15 protein-coding genes and 1 pseudogene are annotated in these 17,938 nt (G+C 58.5%); 8 read left to right on the forward strand and 8 right to left on the reverse strand.

Features of this window, described 5'->3' with window-relative positions; all coding sequences use genetic code 11:
* Positions 1-19 precede the first annotated feature (19 nt).
* The 3 genes from NL154_RS28805 to NL154_RS28815 all read right to left on the reverse strand — a co-directional run bounded on the left by NL154_RS28805 (position 20) and on the right by NL154_RS28815 (position 2,869).
* Positions 20-520, reverse strand: coding sequence for a DUF1097 domain-containing protein (locus NL154_RS28805; RefSeq protein ID WP_430961976.1), 501 nt, complete (start codon positions 518-520; stop codon positions 20-22).
* A gap of 31 nt (positions 521-551) precedes the next feature.
* The gene (locus NL154_RS28810; protein WP_430960872.1) at positions 552-1,523 is read right to left on the reverse strand and encodes a CobW family GTP-binding protein; all 972 of its coding nucleotides are present in this window, start codon (positions 1,521-1,523) and stop codon (positions 552-554) included.
* Positions 1,524-1,987: 464 nt separating this feature from the next.
* Positions 1,988-2,869, reverse strand: a complete 882-nt coding sequence (locus NL154_RS28815; protein WP_430961975.1) for a helix-turn-helix transcriptional regulator — start codon at positions 2,867-2,869, stop codon at positions 1,988-1,990.
* 727 nt (positions 2,870-3,596) lie between these two features.
* Here NL154_RS28815 and NL154_RS28820 point away from each other — a divergent pair.
* Positions 3,597-5,411 carry a methyl-accepting chemotaxis protein gene (locus NL154_RS28820; RefSeq protein ID WP_430960874.1) on the forward strand — a complete coding sequence of 605 codons (1,815 nt, stop codon included), beginning with the start codon at positions 3,597-3,599 and terminating at the stop codon, positions 5,409-5,411.
* Positions 5,412-5,643: 232 nt separating this feature from the next.
* On the opposite strand, the gene acs is transcribed toward NL154_RS28820, so the two are convergent.
* The 3 genes from acs to NL154_RS28835 form a co-directional block, all read right to left on the reverse strand.
* The gene (gene acs, locus NL154_RS28825; RefSeq protein WP_430960875.1) at positions 5,644-7,599 is read right to left on the reverse strand and encodes an acetate--CoA ligase; all 1,956 of its coding nucleotides are present in this window, start codon (positions 7,597-7,599) and stop codon (positions 5,644-5,646) included.
* Positions 7,600-7,931: 332 nt separating this feature from the next.
* Entirely contained in the window at positions 7,932-9,554 is a 1,623-nt protein-coding gene (locus tag NL154_RS28830; protein ID WP_430960876.1) for an MFS transporter, read from the reverse strand.
* Positions 9,555-9,567: 13 nt separating this feature from the next.
* Positions 9,568-10,527 carry an alpha/beta fold hydrolase gene (locus NL154_RS28835; protein WP_434734538.1) on the reverse strand — a complete coding sequence of 320 codons (960 nt, stop codon included), beginning with the start codon at positions 10,525-10,527 and terminating at the stop codon, positions 9,568-9,570.
* A 121-nt stretch (positions 10,528-10,648) separates the two neighbouring features.
* On the opposite strand from NL154_RS28835, the pseudogene NL154_RS28840 reads away from it, so the two are divergent.
* Together NL154_RS28840 and NL154_RS28845 are read left to right on the forward strand one after the other, a co-directional pair.
* Positions 10,649-10,834, forward strand: a pseudogene (locus NL154_RS28840) (PAS domain S-box protein); the annotation flags it as partial.
* 108 nt (positions 10,835-10,942) lie between these two features.
* Entirely contained in the window at positions 10,943-12,001 is a 1,059-nt protein-coding gene (locus NL154_RS28845; protein WP_430960896.1) for a sigma-54 interaction domain-containing protein, read from the forward strand.
* A 68-nt stretch (positions 12,002-12,069) separates the two neighbouring features.
* Here the strand turns inward: NL154_RS28845 and NL154_RS28850 are convergent, their stop codons facing one another.
* Together NL154_RS28850 and NL154_RS28855 are read right to left on the reverse strand one after the other, a co-directional pair.
* On the reverse strand, positions 12,070-13,272 hold the full coding sequence (locus tag NL154_RS28850) for a PLP-dependent transferase (RefSeq protein ID WP_430960878.1): 1,203 nt from the start codon (positions 13,270-13,272) through the stop codon (positions 12,070-12,072).
* A 21-nt stretch (positions 13,273-13,293) separates the two neighbouring features.
* Entirely contained in the window at positions 13,294-13,917 is a 624-nt protein-coding gene (locus tag NL154_RS28855) for a helix-turn-helix domain-containing protein (RefSeq protein ID WP_430960879.1), read from the reverse strand.
* A gap of 43 nt (positions 13,918-13,960) precedes the next feature.
* Here NL154_RS28855 and NL154_RS28860 point away from each other — a divergent pair, with 43 nt between their 5' ends.
* From NL154_RS28860 to NL154_RS28880, 5 genes are all read left to right on the forward strand, one after another.
* On the forward strand, positions 13,961-14,647 hold the full coding sequence (locus NL154_RS28860; protein WP_430960880.1) for a B3/B4 domain-containing protein: 687 nt from the start codon (positions 13,961-13,963) through the stop codon (positions 14,645-14,647).
* Between the two features lie 185 nt (positions 14,648-14,832).
* Positions 14,833-15,615, forward strand: coding sequence for an ABC transporter ATP-binding protein (locus NL154_RS28865; protein WP_430960881.1), 783 nt, complete (start codon positions 14,833-14,835; stop codon positions 15,613-15,615).
* Positions 15,616-15,652: 37 nt separating this feature from the next.
* The gene (locus tag NL154_RS28870) at positions 15,653-16,414 is read left to right on the forward strand and encodes a transporter substrate-binding domain-containing protein (RefSeq protein ID WP_430960882.1); all 762 of its coding nucleotides are present in this window, start codon (positions 15,653-15,655) and stop codon (positions 16,412-16,414) included.
* 67 nt (positions 16,415-16,481) lie between these two features.
* Positions 16,482-17,204, forward strand: a complete 723-nt coding sequence (locus NL154_RS28875; protein WP_430960883.1) for an ABC transporter permease — start codon at positions 16,482-16,484, stop codon at positions 17,202-17,204.
* Positions 17,205-17,215: 11 nt separating this feature from the next.
* Positions 17,216-17,905 (forward strand): ABC transporter permease, encoded by a 690-nt coding sequence (locus NL154_RS28880; protein ID WP_430960884.1) that lies wholly within the window; start codon positions 17,216-17,218, stop codon positions 17,903-17,905.
* Positions 17,906-17,938: the final 33 nt, after the last annotated feature.

A 17,938-nucleotide genomic window follows, 5' to 3' on the forward strand; every position in this document is an offset into this window, starting at 1 on the left:
AGTTAGAGAGGACGATGAGTCAGGCCGCCATCGCCTTTGGACCGGCGAGCAGACGCGTGCCGAGCTCTGAGACGAAACCGAAGATCGCTCCAAGGAGCATGGCGGCCATGGTCACCAGCGTTGGATGGGACAGTCCGGACGTGACGATGGTGGTGTCGGTTGCCGCCGACGTGCCGACGAGGGAGGCAAAGCCAAACACAACAGCAGGCGTGAAATTCAAGATAGGCACCGCGGAGGCGAGAACCATGAGGGACGTTCCAGCACCGACGAGGATGGCTCCGAACACGGGATGGGCGGGGCCAAACTCGACGATCAGCAGGGTGATTGAGGCAATCGCGACACCCACCCAGTTAGAGGCGAGCGATTTGATCAGTCCTGCTTGGCCGCCTCCACAAGCGAAGAACGATGCCCAGGCAATAAAGGTGACCCAGACCGGAACCGGAAACACGGTCGCCGTGATGTAGGTGTCGAGTGCACCAAGAACACCGAGACTGATCATTGCAGCGACAAGAGGTGGCATGAGGCTTCTCCTTGTTCTGGTGAGGGACTTCTTAAGGCGCCACGGCCAGGGCGCAAGGAACACAATTTTCGAGGCCGCGGCGAAGCTCTGCCTCGTCGAGATTGCGGCCGATGAAGACGATCTCGCTCAGGCGGGGATCGCCCATCCATGGCTTTCCCGGGCGGCCCTCGAGCGTCATATGAACGCCGTGGAATACATAGCGGCGCGCTTCGCCGGCGAAGTTCACCACCCCCTTCATCCGTAGGATATCGGCGCCGCTCGCCTGTACGAGGCGGTTCAGCCAGCTATTGAAGGCGGCCGGGTCCAGAGGTTCTGCACGCTGCAATGCGACGCAGGAAATGGACTGGTCATGTTCATGTTCATGATCTTCGAGGATGGCCGGATCGATCGACAAGATGTTCTTGAGGTCGAAGGCACCAAGGTCGAGAACCGAGCTCATCGGAATAGCGCAGTCTTTGGTGTGAACGAGCCGAGCCAGCGGATTGAGCTGCCTGATACGTCTCTCCACCACGGCCAACTCATCCAAGTACACCAGATCGGTTTTGTTGAGCAGGATGAGATCGGCAAAGCTGATCTGCTCCACGGCTTCATCCTGACCGAGCTGCCGATCGACGTGGCAGGCATCGACAACCGTGACGATCGCGTCCAGTTGAACATGGCTGGACAAGACCTCGTCCAGAACGACGGATTGGATGACGGGCGCCGGATCGGCGAGACCCGACGTTTCGATGACGATGCGATCGAAGGCGCGATCTGACGCCAGAAGATTGCGAAGGGCGCTGATCAGGTCGTCGCGCACCGTGCAGCAAATGCAGCCGTTATTCAGTTCGACGACGTCCTCCGTTGTTTCGATGACGAGCTTGCCGTCGATGCCGACCTGACCAAACTCGTTGATGACGACTGCGATACGCTCCTCAGAGCGTTCGGTCAGAAGACGGTTGAGCAGCGTTGTTTTGCCCGCACCCAGAAAGCCGGTCAGAATGGTCGCGTTGATTTTTCTCACGTTAGTCTCCAGCTCAAGACAACACTCGACCAGCCCGATCCCGTGAGATCCGGAGAATGGCTTCAGATGGTAGGGTCAATAAGCCTGTCGGGATTGCAGTGTTGGCGATGATTACAATACGAAGCTGCCCGGCTTACAACGGGCCCATGGATGCAGTTTCAGCCAAATCACATGCAGAATACGCCAATCTGTGCCCAAAATATACACACGGCTAATATTTGAGCACATGAGCAAAATGTGAGCGTTGGTTGGCTGAGATACTGTTACCCGATTGCCAATGCGCTGTAGCATGCCGAATAACTCTGGGAGTACGTGGATTGCGAGATCAACCCGCTTACGCGTCGGTCGCCGCTCTGCCCAAAACCAGTTCACGGAGGCGGCCCTCAAAGAACGTCGACGGACGGCGGAGTCTCGCACCATCTGACTTGAAGCATCGGTATCAGCCCATTCTGGGGAGCTGGCATTCATTGAGGTGGATATTCGCGAGCTTGTCGATCGCCTTTCGTGACGATGCGCCCTGGCGCAGCAAACGTTTCCGATGGAGTCTCCCCATACGCTTCACTGTAGGCTGCAGCAAACCGTCCCATGTGCGTGAATCCAGCCTTCCGCGCCACGGCAGAAATCGATGGAGGGGACGTGCTGTTTAGCAACTCCTCGCGTGCAGCCGCGAGCCGCATCGCTTGGAGATAGCTGAGAGGTGTAGTGCCTTTGAACCGCCTGAACGCGAGCTGCAAGGCCCTGACGCTTATCCCAGCCTCGCGCGCAATGGATGCCACTGTCATGGAGTGCCCGAGATTGGCGCGCATATATCCGATAGCGCGCTTTACGTGCCAAGGCATTGCGGGCGACGCAGGTCGCCCCTCTCGTCGAAGAGGACTTGCAACGATAACCCAACAGAGGGCGGTGATAACGGATTGGGCGAGGCAGTCGATAGCCTCGCACCCAAGCTGATGTGCTTCCGGGGCATCGATACAATTCCAGATGAGATCGACAAGCCCTGCCAAGTGTGTTCCGGTCGGCAAGCTCAGGTCGATCTCTCCATCCAATTCGGAACCTGAAAGTGCAGATTTCCCGAGGAGCGCACCCAAGGCCTTCTTTAGCGTGGCCGCCTCGAATGCAAAAACCAAGTGGTTGACCCCATCGACCAGCAGGCGCTCTCTGGTGGCGCTCCAGCTACTTGAAAAGAAACCGCGGGCTTGCGTCATCGTAGCGGATGCGAGGTCGCCGGCTGCTTTATCCGCGTCGATTATTGGCAAGCAAAGGATACAAAGACCGGACGCCTTACTCAGAATGTTTATGATTTCTGAAACACAGTCTTCGCCGGCCGAACCGGTTCGGCCAATCAAGAATCTGTTCCCCGTGATCGCGATCTCGTGTTCCTGGCCTCCCAGCTGGACTGTGCCCTGATTGAGACCCGATCGGCCATGAAACCCAGGCTGCCCACATCCGGTAGCAGTAATCTCAACAAGCCGCACAATCGCCCTCCGCCAAGCAAATAGTCGCGGAGGCAGGCGACGCACAGTCTCCCGCCCGCAACTATCAACCAATCGAAGATCTTCCAGCAATCCTCAGGCCAACTCGGAGCCGTTTGTTACTACCTTGAAATAATTGCGTAATGATCTCGGAAAGCGCCTCTCCGGGATCGAGTTTCCTGACAGCATGTCCCACATTTGAGACGCGCAGTATCATTGCTGAAACAGTCAGGCGAGCTGCCGGAGGCGGAGTCCCTACAAACCGATCCTGAAGTATGCAGCCGGGCGACCGCGGTCGAACGGGAGCGCCAAGTGAAACTCCGCCGGTTCGAGCCGGCGGGGGAGCTCGCCACTCATTCCGCTCGAGGAAGAATACGACCTGGCGACAGCCATCTGTGTCCATATTGCGAACATTGTCCAGATAACGCCGCGAACCATTCACGTCGATCTCGTCTCTATAACACTGTTAATACTCTGCGACTCAAATCCACAACATGTCGGGCTCGATCTGTTGACATCGCATCCAAGTAGGGAGTGCGCGGCAAACAATAATCATCAGGCCCCGAGAGTCTTAAAACCCGTTCAATACCCGGAGAGAAGGATGCGTAATATTTCAATGCAGAATAAGCTGGTTCTGTTCATCTGTGGCCTGGCATTCGCGTTGTCCTTAACGGCGGCCGGCTTGGTCAAGACCGCCATGGACAATGTCTCTCGTGAGCGGATCGAGGCGTTGAAGAGCCAGGTGGATATTGCCTACTCGATCATGAATCACTTCTATGAAGCCGAGAAATCGGGAACGTTAAGTCATGAAGCGGCACTGTCCTCGGCTGCCAACGCAATTGAAGCGATCCGCTTTGAACCAACCGGCTACATATTCGGGTACGATTACAATGGTGTGCGCGTATTGATGCCGGACAAGAAGGACGTCGGGACGAACTTTATTGGCATCAAGGACAAAAACGGGGTCCCCGTCGTCAAAACATTGATAGAGCTTGCTCGCAATGGTGGTGGATTATTGCAGTACTACTGGCCAAAGCCGGGACTTCCTGCCGAGGAACAAGTCGTGAAAACGGCTTATGCGCGGGATTTTGCGCCATGGCAGATCGTACTGGGGACAGGTACCTACATGGACGATATCGACGGCAAGAACTACCAGATTTACAAGAATGCTGCGATTATCGGCCTATCAGTGCTTGCTGTCAGCGTGGCTATTGCGGTCGCTTTGCTGAGAAGCATCACGGTGCCATTTTCGGAGATCCGCAAGGCACTGGGCGCAATAGCCGCGCAGGACATCTCCTATCAAATCCCCTACACTGATCAGCCAAGTGAGATCGGCATGATGGCCACTTCGATCAAGACCCTTCAAGACAGAGTGAGAAGGCGGCTGGAGTTGGAGCGTCGCGATGCGGAGAACAAACTCGCCCTAGAAGCCGAACGGGAGCAGCGATTGCAGCTCGAAGAGGCCGAGCGGTCGGTCCAATCGCATGTCGTATCCACAATCAGTGGGGCACTGGAAGCATTATCCCGCGGCGATCTTACCGTAAGGTGCGGTGATCTAGGCGAGAAATATGCTGCCCTGCGCTTGAACTTCAATACTGCGATGGAGAAACTCGAACTGGCCCTGGCTGTCGTCAACCAAAAAGGCCAGGTCATTTCGATGAGTAAGGATGAAATTTATCGCGCGTCAGCCGATCTTGCACGCCGCAGCGAGCTTCAGGCAGCGAACCTTGAGGAGGCTTCAGCTGCGATTGACGAACTGGCGGTTACCGTCCGGGAAACAGCGCAGGGAGCGCATAGCGCAGCAGCCAAGGTTAGCGCCATCAGCCAGGAAGCTACCCAAAGCGAAGCAATTGTCGTGAAAGCAATCAGCGCGATGGCTGGAATCGAACATTCTGCGAGAGAGATCTCCAATATCATCAGTGTCATCGATGAGATTGCGTTCCAGACCAACCTCCTTGCACTAAACGCTGGCGTCGAAGCCGCTCGAGCGGGCGAAAGCGGTAAGGGCTTCGCAGTTGTTGCCCAGGAAGTGCGCGAGCTAGCACAGCGTTCAGCCTCTGCTGCGAAAGAGATCAAGGATCAAATCTCCAAGTCGACGCTACAGGTTACCGAAGGTGTGAGCCTTGTCGGCAATGCCGGTCAGGCGCTCCAGCGAATATCGAGACAGATAGAAGAAGCCGATGAATTCGTAACAAGTATTGCCCGTAGCGCCAAAGAACAGGACACGACGCTCTCCAGCGTGGCGAGCTCGATCAATGAACTTGACGTGGCAACCCAGAAAAATGCTGCCATGGCGCAGGCATCGACCGAAATTGCGGCGGCTTTGGCAACTGATACCGAAGGCCTGCTCAGCTTGATTGCCAACTTCAAAACCGAAGCCAGCAATCGTGACACTCTCCTTTATGAGGCTGCGTAAGGCGCGAGCGCGTTCGGTGAATGAACTGCTTTTACCGCAAATGAGACTTCACTGCCTCCGGCGGCTTCGTGCCGCCGGAGGGCGCTGGACCACCGACGGGGCAAAACAGCGCTCAAACTGCGAGGCTATGTTCTGCGAAACCACGGGAGGGGCAATTGGGTCTTGGAATTTGTCGGATGAAAAGAGCCAATGGTGACCGGCCCTCTCCCTATACGTACCAGTGACGTTGAGTTCACTGTGGCACCTTGTTCTGACGGTTTGCGATCAGGTCGTCGACGACAGCCGGATCGGCGAGCGTCGAGGTATCACCCAGCGCGCCGAAATCATCCTCGGCGATCTTGCGCAGGATACGGCGCATGATCTTGCCGGAACGCGTCTTCGGCAGACCGGGCGCGAATTGGATTTTATCCGGCGTCGCGATCGGACCGATTTCCGTACGGACATGTTTCACCAGATCGGCTCGCAGCGCGCCATTGCCCTCGTGACCCGACATCAGGGTGACATAGCAATAGATGCCCTGGCCCTTGATATTGTGCGGGTAACCCACGACGGCCGCTTCGGAAACGAGGTGGTGCGAGACGAGCGCCGATTCGACTTCGGCCGTTCCCAGACGGTGACCGGAGACGTTCAGAACGTCGTCCACACGACCCGTGATCCAGTAGTAGCCGTCTTCGTCGCGCCGGCAGCCGTCACCCGTGAAATACTTGCCCTTGTAGGTCGAGAAGTAGGTCTGCGCGAAGCGATCGTGATCGCCGTAGACGGAGCGGGCCTGGCCCGGCCAGCTGTCGGTGATGCAGAGGTTACCGTCGGTCGCGCCTTCCAGCACGACACCCTCATTGTCCACAAGCTCCGGCTTGACCCCGAAGAAGGGTCGCGTGGCCGAACCGGGTTTCAGCGCGGTCGCACCCGGCAGCGGCGTGATCATAATGCCGCCGGTTTCCGTCTGCCACCAGGTATCGACGACGGGCGACTTCTGCTCGCCAACGACGTTGTAATACCACTCCCAGGCTTCCGGATTGATCGGTTCGCCCACCGAGCCGAGAAGACGGAGCGACGAACGATCCGAGCGCTTCACGAACTCGTCGCCCGCACCCATCAGCGAGCGGATGGCCGTCGGTGCGGTATAGAAGATGTTGACCTTGTGCTTCTCGATCACCTCCCAGAAGCGGCCCTGATCCGGGAAGGTCGGAATGCCCTCGAACATCAGCGTCGTGGCGCAGTTCGAAAGCGGTCCATAGACGATGTAGGAGTGACCGGTGACCCAGCCGACATCGGCCGTGCACCAGTAGATGTCACCCTCATGATAATCGAAGACATATTCATGCGTCATCGACGCATAGACGAGATAGCCGCCGGTCGTGTGCATGACGCCCTTCGGCTTGCCCGTCGAACCCGAGGTGTAGAGGATGAACAGCGGATCTTCCGCCTTCATCTTCACCGGCGGGCATTCCGCCTTGACCGTGTGCACTTCCTGGTGGTGCCAGATGTCGCGGCCCGGCGCCCAGCCGATCTTGCTGCCCGTGCGGCGCACGACGAGCACCTTGTTGACGATCACATACTGCTTGGCAGCGATGTCGATCGCGATATCGGTATTTTCCTTGAGCGGAACCGGCTTGCCGCCGCGAACGCCTTCGTCGCAGGTGATGACGAAGGTCGATTCACAGTCGACGATGCGATCTGCGAGCGCCTCAGGCGAGAAGCCACCGAAGACCACCGAATGGACAGCGCCGATACGGGCGCAGGCGAGCATCGCATAAGCCGCTTCGGGGATCATCGGCATGTAGATGGTGACGCGGTCACCCTTCTTCACGCCGTGCTTCTTGAGGACGTTCGCCATGCGGCAGACGTGCTCGTAGAGCTCGTTATAGGTGATCTTCTTGTCGATATAGGGATTGTCGCCTTCCCAGATGATGGCGGTGCGTTCGCCATGCGTCTTCAGGTGACGGTCGATGCAGTTGTAGGAGACGTTGGTCAGACCGTCCTGGAACCACTTGATCGGGACCTTGCCCTTGAAGGAGGTGTTCTTGACCTTCGTATAGGGCTTGAACCAGTCGATCCGCTTGCCGTGCTTGCCCCAGAACTTCTCGGGATCCTCGATGCTCTCCTGATACCACTTCTGGTACTTCTCATCATCGATCAGAGCGCGAACTTTTGCGGACTTCAGCACCGGATAGGTTTTGGCTGACATGAACTCCTCCTCATAGATTGGCAATTTTGCTGAAGCATCAGGCACTTCATTGGAGGGTGGATCTCAGGAGCCCCCTGCAGCTTGCTTTGTGGTCGCTGCACGAGACCGCTGCAGGATGTCCTCGCAGATGTTCAAGCATTCGAGGGCCCGCGGCTGCACCGGCCAGAGCTCAACTCGTGGTCCGCCTTGTTTGTGAGTTGATGAGACTCTTTTGACGGGGCGTTCGGCGGGCCCCTAAGAGAAGTCCGGGCGAGTTGCCCGGACTTCGTCTACGTCGATCTGTTGGTGGCTCAGGAAACCAGGCGACTTGCCGAGTGAACCACTTCGCCGCGTCAGCTGTTCAGATCGCGGCCTCGCGTTTCAGGCAGGAGAAGCGCACCGATCACGGCCGTCAGTCCGGCAAACGCTACGGTGTACCAAAGTCCACCGAAGATGTTGCCGGTGGCGATCACCACCGCCGTCGCGACAAAGGGAGCGAATCCCCCGATCCAGCCGTTCCCGAGCTGCAAGGCGACGGAAACACCACTATAGCGGATACGGACAGGGAAGAGCTCGACAAGAAGCGCTCCGAGAGGGCCGTACACCATCGTGGCCAGGAACACGAGGCAGAACAAGATGCCGATCACTGCGGGTCCGTTCGGTTGAACGGGTGCTTTCGGATCAGGCAAGCCAGTTGCAGTCAAAGCCGCGAGCAGTTCGGCTTCGTTATACGGCTTCGCCTCGCCGCCGTTCACTTGAACCCGCAGGGGTTCTGCGTCGGTCTTGACCGTGTAGGGGACCGCCCGGGCTGTCAGAAGCGCCTTCGCCTTCTGGCAATCAGTCGTCGCCTGGGGACTGAACAATTGCCCGACGAAGGATTGGTCGTGGTCGCAGTCGTTTCCAGCGAGCGTGACCGAGGTCTTAGCGCGGAACTCTGCAAGGGTGGGGTTGCCGTAGGTCCCCAGCGCCTGGAAGAGTGGCATGATCAGGAACGCCGACAGTGCGCAACCTGTCACGACAATCCATTTGCGTCCGATCCGATCGGAAAGCCAGCCGAAGAACAGGAAAAAGGGCGTGCCGAGCGTCAGCGCGATCAGGAGGTAAAAGTTGGCCTGATCATGCGTCATCTTCAGTGTCGTCGTCATGAAGTAGAGGCTGTAGAAATGGCCTGTGTACCAGATAACAGCCTGGCCTGCGACGACACCAAAGATCGCAACCATAATCAGCCGAAGATTCCGACTATCACCGAGGGTTTCGGCGATCGGATTCTTCGAGCCCTTACCCTGTGCCTTCATCTCCTGGAACACAGGCGACTCATGCAGCTTCAGTCGGATGTAGAGCGAAAGAACCAGAAGCACGATCGAGCCGACGAAAGGCAAGCGCCAGCCCCAGCTTGCAAAGGCTTCGGGCGACATCGAGCTGCGGCACAGCACAATCACGAGCAACGACAGGAAGAGACCGAGCGTCGCCGTGATCTGGATCCAGCTGGTCGTTAAACCACGTTGATTGTGATCGGCGTGCTCGGCAACATAGGTCACGGCGCCGCCGAACTCGCCACCCACAGCCAATCCCTGGAGAAGACGCAAGGCCACCAGCAATGCAGGGGCAGCCCAGCCTATCGATTCGTAGGTCGGCAAGAGACCAATGGCAGCCGTTGCAAGGCCCATGACCAGCATGGTGACGAGGAAGGTCTTTTTCCGGCCGACGAGGTCGCCTAGCCGTCCAAAGACGACCGCGCCGAAGGGCCGAAGGACAAAGCCGGCGCCAAAGGTCGCAAGTGCCGCAAGAAGTGCCGCGGTCTCGTTACCCTTGGGGAAGAACAGCGTACTGAAGAATGCGGCAAGCGACCCATAGATGAAGAAGTCGTACCACTCGAAAACGGTCCCGAGCGCAGCGGCGAAGACCGTGCGTTTTGTGTTCCGGTCGAGGCCCTCGGCCTTTGCTACGGTTCCAGACGAAAGTTCATGAACAGACATTTCGAGCCCTCCCCTAGATGGCATGTTGCGAGAGGCCTTGGCCGCTCGCCTGAGAAACCGGATCTTCACAGGCCCGCAGAAATGCTGCCAGCATTTCATTGAATTTGTGAGGCTGCTCGAGCATCGGGAAGTGCCCCGCATTCTCGACCACCTCCAGCCTGCTGTCCGGTATGCCCTCAGCCAGGATCACCGACTCCGCCGGCGGCGTGATGATATCCTCGTTTCCGACGACCACCAGGGTCGGGACCCTGATGTCACCAAGACGCGAACGACTGTCGGATGCATTCAGTGACGCGATCGCTTCGCGCGCCACGAAATCGGGGGTCTGTGCGACCTCCTGCCTGGCAAAGTTCAGGAGTTCCTGACTGGCCGCGCTGCCGAACGACCGATCAATGACGTTCTGGCTGGCCTGGACAACGCCGAGGTCGTCAATCGCCTTCAGAACATTATCGACATTGACGTCCTCTCCAAGTCCATGCGGCGTCGCTCCGACGAGCACCAACGCCTGTACGCGCTCCGGATGCGCCAGCGTAAAGCTTTGTGCGATGGTTCCGCCCATCGAGAGGCCGACAAGGACGGCCTGGCGGATGTCGAGCTTGCGGAAGACTTGGAGCACGTCGTTTGCGAAGGCGTCGATGGTATAGCTGCGACCGGCAGGTCTTGGCGACACGCCGTGCCCCGGCAGGTTGATACGGATGACTTTGTAGCGGGATGAGAAGGCTTCGACTTGCCCGCGCCAGAATTCCGCGGTCGTCGTAAATCCGTGCACGAAGACGAGCGGTTGGCCCGCGCCCGACACCCGGACGATCGTATCGCCTATCTCAAGTGTTTCTATATGCATGATATCTGCTCCCCTTTCGGTTTTTACGCCAAGGAGCATCGCAAGCCATGGGCCAGTTCCGCGTATGCCAGTGTTGATCGATCTAACGCTTTCAAGACAAACGGTTATTAGGAAAGCAAGGTGGACGGCCACTGTCTTGCTGGCGTTGTAACTCCGTCTCTTTGTCTCGATTGCGGTACAAAAATTCTCGCATCTGAGACAAAATCCGCTAACATTCGATTTGCGATATCCCAAGAACAGTCAGGCAGCAGTTATGACCCTTCCCGAATGGCTAGCAGGTTCTTCCGAGGAAGCCGGATTCCTCCGGCTTGTCCTCGATCACGTTTCCGATTGTCTTGTCGCCGTCGACACGGAAGGAACGATCGTCCTGATCAACGACCCCTATTGCCGCCTCCTTGGCGGTGAGGCCGAGGAATTTCTCGGACGGCACATCACCGATGTGGTAGGGCCGCAAACCAGACTTCATTTCGTCGCGCGGGGTATTGGCACTCATATTGGTTATCCGCTCGAAGTGCGCGGCCATAAGCTGGTGACGAAGCAGGTCCCTGTGCACAAGGACGGAAGGATCATCGGCGCCGTGGGTCTGGCGCTGTTCTCCGACTACGATGCCCTAAAAAAAACCTACGGCCGGATTTCGAAGGCGGAACTCGCCATCCCTTCGAAGCCGAAAGCTTGGCAGTCGAAGTTCGGTCTCGACGATGTCATCGGGACTGGTCCGTTGATGGAAGCGCATCGCGACGCACTTAAACTGGCGGCCGCGTATGATCTGCCGGTTCTCATCTGCGGTGAGACAGGCACCGGCAAGGAACTGGCCGCGCAGGCAATCCATTCCTTGTCGGACCGCTCTACCGGGCCATTCGTGTGGGTCAACTGCGCATCCATTCCCAGCGAACTTATCGAAGCAGAGCTTTTCGGCTATGAGGGCGGGGCTTTCACGGGTGCGCGCAGCCAAGGTAAACCTGGCAAGTTCGAACTGGCGACTGGCGGCGTGCTCTTCCTTGACGAGATTGGCGACATGCCGCTCGCCCTGCAGGGCAGTCTTCTGCGCGTGCTCCAGACCGGGGAGATCGTCCGCGTCGGCGGCACCAACCCGGTCGGCATCGATCTTCGCATCATCTGCGCTACCAACAAGCCACTCGTCGAACTGGTGCAGACGGGGCGTTTTCGCGAGGACCTCTATCACCGGCTCAACGTTCTGCCGATCGAGGTCCCGGTCCTGAGAGAAAGGGGCGATCTGGCTCATCTTGCCGAACACCTCCTTGCACGCATCGCCACGCGACTGTCCGTCCCGGCGCCAGTATTGACAGCTGAGGATCATGACCGGCTTGTCGCTCATACGTGGCCGGGTAACGTCCGGGAACTGGAGAATGCCCTCACGCGCATGATCGTGACGGGGCATCTATCCACTGCATCGCTCGATAGTCGTCACCCGTCACCCTCCGCGAATGCGAAGAGCGACTTGAAGAGTCGCATGAAATCCGAAGCCCATGCAGCCCTGCGCGCCGCCCTCCAGCAGGCCGGAGGCAACAAGCAACGTGCAGCCGAGATACTCGGCATCAGCCGGGCGCAACTCTATCGGCTGTTGAAAGAGCAAGGCGCAGCCTAGCAAGGAGCCCTTTCGTCGCGCAAGGCTTAAGCCGCCTTGCGCCTGAGGAGCGGTTGGTCCGAATCAGGTTATGCAAATTCGAGCGCGGTCAGAAGATCTTCAACGAGATCTTCGGCGTCCTCGAGGCCGACCGAGCATCGAATTACGTCCTCGCCGAGGTTGATGCAGAATTGGCTGCCGACAAGAGACAGATGACGGGCACTGGTGAGCCGAGCTGAACTGCAAATGAAGCTACCGACCTCCGCCAGATCTCCGCCTGACTTGATCAGGCTCAGTCTCTTGATCATTGCCGTGGCGCCCTCCGGGCCCGTCTCAAGCGCAAAGGCAAGCATCCCCGAGCCGCCCGACATCTGACGGCGTGTGATTTCATGATCGGGATGGGATGCGAGGAAAGGATATCTCACCCAGGCAACCGAAGGATGGGCCTCGAGCGTCAGAGCAAGGGCGTGCGCGGTATTGCAATGCTGATACATTCTGAGCGCCAGAGTGCTCAGCCCGCGCAGGATCAGGAACCCAGCTTGCGGTGAGATGGCGGCGTCAAGGCGCTCGCGCTGGCTTTCGTCGCGCAACTTTCGAATATCCGCCGCCGTCCCAAGCAATGCTCCGCCAACCGTATCACCGTGCCCGTTCATGTATTTCGACAGTGCGTGCAGGACGATGTCAGCCCCATGTTCAAGCGGCCTTTGGAGGGCCGGCGTTGCAAATGTGCTGTCAACTGCCACCTTGAGGCCAAACGCGTGGGCGTGTTCAGAAATGGCCGCGACATCCAGAACGCTGTTCAGTGGATTGGTGGGCGTATCGAAATACACCAATCTTGTCCGGTCGGCGATCGAACGGCCGATCACGTCCGGCTCCGAAAGATCCACAGCCACGAGCCTTGCGCCGACCGCCGAAACGATCTCCCGCATCAGGTAAGCTGTGTCGGTGCAGACCGGCCTGTGAACAATCATCTCGTCTCCGGCAGCAAGAAATGACCGGGCAAGGGTGCGAAAGGCAACCAGACCTGAGGAGAGGACAAGCCCGGCCTCCGCTCCTTCAAGACGGGCAAGCTTGTGCTCGAGCAGCCATGTCGCCGAACGGTCTCCGTCCGCGCCGCCTGGGTGGACAAGTGTGGTCCGACCGCAGACAGAAGCCGATGATCCACTACGAAGAGCGGCAATCGCAGTAGACGGGAACGGCTCATGTATGGAGCGGGTCGAAAAGCCGAGATCATTGACGTCAGGCGAGGCCTTGCCCGAAACTGGCGGATCTGCCGTTATTTTGCTGCTCATCTGCGCCCCGATCGTCGATCGCTAAAGACCCGTCCTCACCCGAGGTCGCTGCAGTTCCGCCACAGCCATTACGAACCGCAGTTCATCGTTTCCACAATTCATGTAGGCATGCTTGTCTTCGGTTCGCGCCAGAACGGACGACCCCGCATGAACCAAGTGCTCGCTGTCTGCAAGCCTCAGCGTGAGCTCACCCGTTTCGACGTTAAGGAGCTCGAGTGTGCCAGGCGAATGGCCGGGAGATTCAAATATCTCGCCCGGGAAAAGCGTCCAGCGCCACAGCTCGATCTCGTCCGGCCCGTGGGTTCCCACCAGAAGTGTCGCGCTTCCGCCCTTCGGACCGTGCCACAGGGTCGATGCGTCTTGTGGTGGGACGATGCGAACAGGAACACTCGACGCGACGCCGACGAAATCCGCAACCGACACACCCAAGGCGGTGGCGGCCCGGCAGAGCGTCGCTATGCTGGGATTGGCTGTTCCCTTCTCAATCTCGACAAGCATGCCCTTGCTCACGCCGGACTTGCGGGACAGTTCGTCGAGCGTCAGCCCGCTTTGGCGCCTGAAGGTTTTCAGGTTCTGCGAGACGGTTGCGCTGACGCGCTCGACATCAGCGACCGCTTCGGTCGATATATTGACTTTCTCTTCCATGGTCGGTATTATAAACTAAATTGGTCAATGGGAGCTAGAGGGCATGTTGGATTTTCCGCTCATCGACAGGTCTGTCGCAGAAATAGCGCCGGATTTCCGTGCGATCAGCATCTTGGTTGATGCCAGCGATCCGACCCGCGGGCCAATGGCGCGCGACGTCTTGGGGGAAGCCTGTGATTTCGTCCGCGCCGGTGGACCACAATGGGGCGACGCGCATCTTGCCAGTTGGGCAGACGTCTATAGCCGTTTCGGGGCCAAGCCCAACCGGACGCCATGCTCTGCACAGGCGCTTAAGAAGCGGGTTGAAAAGGACCGTCGCCTACCCTCCATCAATCCGTTGGTCGACCTCTATAATGCCGTCAGCCTGCGTTTTGCTGTGCCCGTCGGGGGCGAGAATTTTGATGCCTATGTCGGCAAGCCGCGGCTGTCGATTGCCGACGGCACGGAAGCCTTCGACAGGGTCGCGAATGGCGAGGCGATCATCGAGCATCCGTCCGTTGGTGAGGTGATCTGGCGCGACGATATCGGCGTGACATGCCGCCGGTGGAATTGGCGCCAGGGAACGCGCACGCGCCTGGATTCCATCGGTGGTCGAATGTGGTTCATCCTGGAGAGCCTCGGAACAATGCCAGAGGAGGCACTGGAGGAGGCGGCCAACATGCTGGTCAACGGTCTTCGGCAACTGGCGCCGCGGTGCGAAATCTACCGCCAGAACCTTCTTCCGGCATAGGTGGCGCCTGCAGAGCAAGTGACGAAAGTCAGTATATTGACCTTTGGCCGCTGACCGTTGGTGGAAGCCAGCTGACAACCGGCGTCATTCACTGACACATCGAACAATTTTTCACCGCGGCGACGCGGCGGCGGCGAAGCTTTGCCCGGAGGAGCGGGCGCTCGTCGCATCGCAAAGGAGGAACAATGCGCACTGAGAAACACGCGCCCGCTCTGGTCGTGAGTGAAGTTCACAAGAGCTACGGAGCCCATAAGGTCCTTAAGGGCGTTTCCCTCTCGGCCGAGAAGGGCGATGTCGTCTCGATTATTGGATCGTCAGGTTCGGGCAAGAGCACCTTCCTGCGCTGCATCAACTTCCTTGAGATTCCGGATCGTGGTTCCTTCCGCATCAATGGCGAAGAAGTCGCGTTCCGAAGCGGGCGCGGTGGAAAATCGCAACCCGCGAACTGGCGTCAGATCGAAAGGCTGAGAACCGGCCTGGGCATGGTCTTCCAGAGTTTCAACCTCTGGCAGCACATGACTATCCTTGAGAACGTCATCGAAGCGCCGGTGCATGTGCTCGGGGTCGAGCGGGCTATAGCCATCGAGAAGGCCGAAGCGCTGCTGGCCAAGGTCGGCCTTTACGACAAGAAGGACGCCTACCCGGCCTTCCTGTCCGGCGGACAACAGCAACGCGCCTCTATTGCTCGCGCACTCTGCGTTGATCCCGCCGTCATGCTGTTCGATGAGCCGACATCCGCCCTTGATCCCGAGCTTGTCGGGGAGGTGCTGAAGGTCATCCGCGGCCTCGCCGAGGAGGGCCGCACCATGATTATGGTCACCCACGAGATGAAGTTCGCTCGCGATGTCTCGGCGCGCGTCATGTTTCTGCACCAGGGCCAGGTTGAGGAGGAAGGTTCCCCCGCACAGGTCTTCGGCGCGCCCACGAGCGCTCGCTGCAAAGAATTCGTTGCAGCCGGTTCGCACTGACCACTCAATCTTTTCAACAGCAAAAAGGGGAATGCAAATGAAGCATCTGGGAAAAGCTCTGGCCATCGGCATGTTCATGATGGCGGCAAATGCGCATGCCGAAATCCGCTTTGGCATCGTCAATGAGGCCTATCCGCCTTACACGACCAAGGACGCCTCCGGCAAAGCGATCGGCTGGGAAATCGACCTGATGGACGCTGTCTGTGAGGAGCTGAAGGAAAATTGCACGATCGTTGACGTCGCGTGGGATGGCCTCATCCCGGCGCTGGAAAGCAAGAAGATCGACGTGATCTGGTCCTCCATGTCGATTACCGACGAACGCAAGAAGCGGATCGACTTCACCGACAAGTACTATTCGGCGCTGGCTGGGATGATCGGCCCGAAGGACGGCGCCATGGGGGTCACGGCCAAGGAGCTGAAGGACAAGACGGTGGGCATTGCCGTCTCGACCACCCAATCCGCCTATTTCAAGAAACACTTTGCCGACGTCGCGAGCGAGAAGAGCTATGCGACGGTCGATGAGTCCTTCCAGGACCTTGCCTCCGGACGCATCGACTACGTCTTTGCCGACACCGGCCCGCTCAAGGAGTTCCTGAAGACCAACCTCGGAGAGGAGTGCTGCGAGTACAAGGGCAATGTCGAGCCGGACGACACCATCCTCGGGGCGGGGGTCGGCGGTGGTGTGCGCAAGGGCGACGACGCGCTACGCGAAAGACTGAACGCCGCCATCAAGGCCGTCAGGGACAGCGGCAAGTATGCCGAATTCAGCAAGAAGTACTTCGACTACGACCCCTATTGAGAGCGAAGCGGTTGCAGATCGCCACACAGCTGTGTGGCGATCCCCTGCCCTGACTGGAAGGCTTCCCATGAACCCCACACATTCAGCGCTGGATCTTCTGTCCATCGCTCCTCCCGGCTGGGGAGGCGTGCTCCTTGCGGGTGCCCTGGCCACTGTCCTGATCTCGTCCGGAGCATATCTGGTCGGGATGCTAATCGGACTGTTCGGCGCGCTCGGAAAACTGAGTGGGTTTCGGCTGCTCCAATTCCTGCTTAATGCCTATACCACGATCATTCGTGCCGTACCCGAGCTCATTTTGATCGTTGCCCTCTATTACGCCGGAACTGATGGCCTGAACCGTATCCTCGCCTGGGCGGGACTGGGGCCTATCGAAATTAACGGTCTTGTCGCGGCTGTTGCGGTCCTTGGCTTCGTGCAGGGCGCCTACATGACCGAGGTGCTGCGCGGTGCAATCCTTGCAATCCCTGTCGGGCAACTGGAAGCCGCGAAAGCGTTCGGAATGCGTCCGGCGTTGCGCTTCCGCAGGATCGTTTTGCCAGGCCTCATCCCGAACGCGCTGCCGGGCTTTGCCAATCTATGGATGTCGGTCATCAAGGACAGCGCATTGATCGCCGTCGTCGGCTACCAGGAACTGGCGCTTGCCGCACGTGTCGCAGCAAGCAACACCAAGGAATACATGGTGTTCTTTCTGGCTGCTGCGGTGCTCTACCTCGTCATCACCATAGTCTCGAACATGCTCTTCGCTGCGCTGGAAGCCTACTTCCGTCGCGGACAAAGACCGAATGCGTAAGGGAAGCGGACATGGATTTCAGCTGGATTTTCCCTTATCGCGAGCTCATCCTGCAGGGTGCTTTCCTCACCTGCCTGCTGCTTGTGATCTCGGTGACCTGCGGCTTTGGCCTGGCGGTCCTCCTTGCGATCGCCCAGGTGGGCAAGAACCCCGTCGCACGCTGGCTTGCGAAGGGATACTGCACGTTCTTCCGCGGCACACCGCTTCTGATCCAGCTCTGGCTCATTTACTACGGCCTGGGCACGTATCTGCCCTATGTGCCGGGACTGAGGACAAGTTTCCTGTGGCCGATATTGAGAGAGGGCCTGTTCTTCGCCGCCCTTGCGCTGACCCTGAATTTTGCAGCCTATCAAGGTGAGATCCTCAGAGGCGCCATGTTGGCGGTTCCGAAGGGTGAACTGGAGGCTGCTCGCGCCGTTGGCATGTCGCCTGCCATGATCCTGCGCCGGATCTGGCTTCCCCGTGCAATCCGCATCGGCTTGCCCACCTTCGCCGGAGAAGTGGTCCTTCAGCTCAAGGCCACACCGATCGTATTTTCGGTGACGGTCATGGACCTCTATGGCGCCGCCTACAAGATCCGCCAGGACACGCTGCTTGTCTATGAACCGCTGCTCCTCGTCACCCTCTTCTATGTCGGTCTGACCTTTCTCATCACCCAGGCCTTCCAGAAGCTCGAAAATGCTGTGCCGACGCGCCGCTAGCGCGGCCCTTAAACCCAGAACAATCAGAGGCCC

Origin of the sequence: Rhizobium sp. YTUHZ044 (assembly GCF_051123975.1) — a bacterium.
Lineage (GTDB): Bacteria > Pseudomonadota > Alphaproteobacteria > Rhizobiales > Rhizobiaceae > Rhizobium.

Excerpts from the sequence above, each read along its gene's own strand:
- NL154_RS28880 (WP_430960884.1), top strand. The coding sequence starts at position 17,216 with ATGGATTTCAGCTGGATTTTCCCTTATCGCGAGCTCATCCTGCAGGGT.
- NL154_RS28875 (WP_430960883.1), top strand. The coding sequence starts at position 16,482 with ATGAACCCCACACATTCAGCGCTGGATCTTCTGTCCATCGCTCCTCCC.
- NL154_RS28830 (WP_430960876.1), bottom strand. The coding sequence starts at position 9,554 with ATGTCTGTTCATGAACTTTCGTCTGGAACCGTAGCAAAGGCCGAGGGC.
- NL154_RS28870 (WP_430960882.1), top strand. The coding sequence starts at position 15,653 with ATGAAGCATCTGGGAAAAGCTCTGGCCATCGGCATGTTCATGATGGCG.
- NL154_RS28850 (WP_430960878.1), bottom strand. The coding sequence starts at position 13,272 with ATGAGCAGCAAAATAACGGCAGATCCGCCAGTTTCGGGCAAGGCCTCG.
- NL154_RS28860 (WP_430960880.1), top strand. The coding sequence starts at position 13,961 with ATGTTGGATTTTCCGCTCATCGACAGGTCTGTCGCAGAAATAGCGCCG.
- acs (WP_430960875.1), bottom strand. The coding sequence starts at position 7,599 with ATGTCAGCCAAAACCTATCCGGTGCTGAAGTCCGCAAAAGTTCGCGCT.
- NL154_RS28855 (WP_430960879.1), bottom strand. The coding sequence starts at position 13,917 with ATGGAAGAGAAAGTCAATATATCGACCGAAGCGGTCGCTGATGTCGAG.
- NL154_RS28820 (WP_430960874.1), top strand. The coding sequence starts at position 3,597 with ATGCGTAATATTTCAATGCAGAATAAGCTGGTTCTGTTCATCTGTGGC.
- NL154_RS28865 (WP_430960881.1), top strand. The coding sequence starts at position 14,833 with ATGCGCACTGAGAAACACGCGCCCGCTCTGGTCGTGAGTGAAGTTCAC.
- NL154_RS28805 (WP_430961976.1), bottom strand. The coding sequence starts at position 520 with ATGCCACCTCTTGTCGCTGCAATGATCAGTCTCGGTGTTCTTGGTGCA.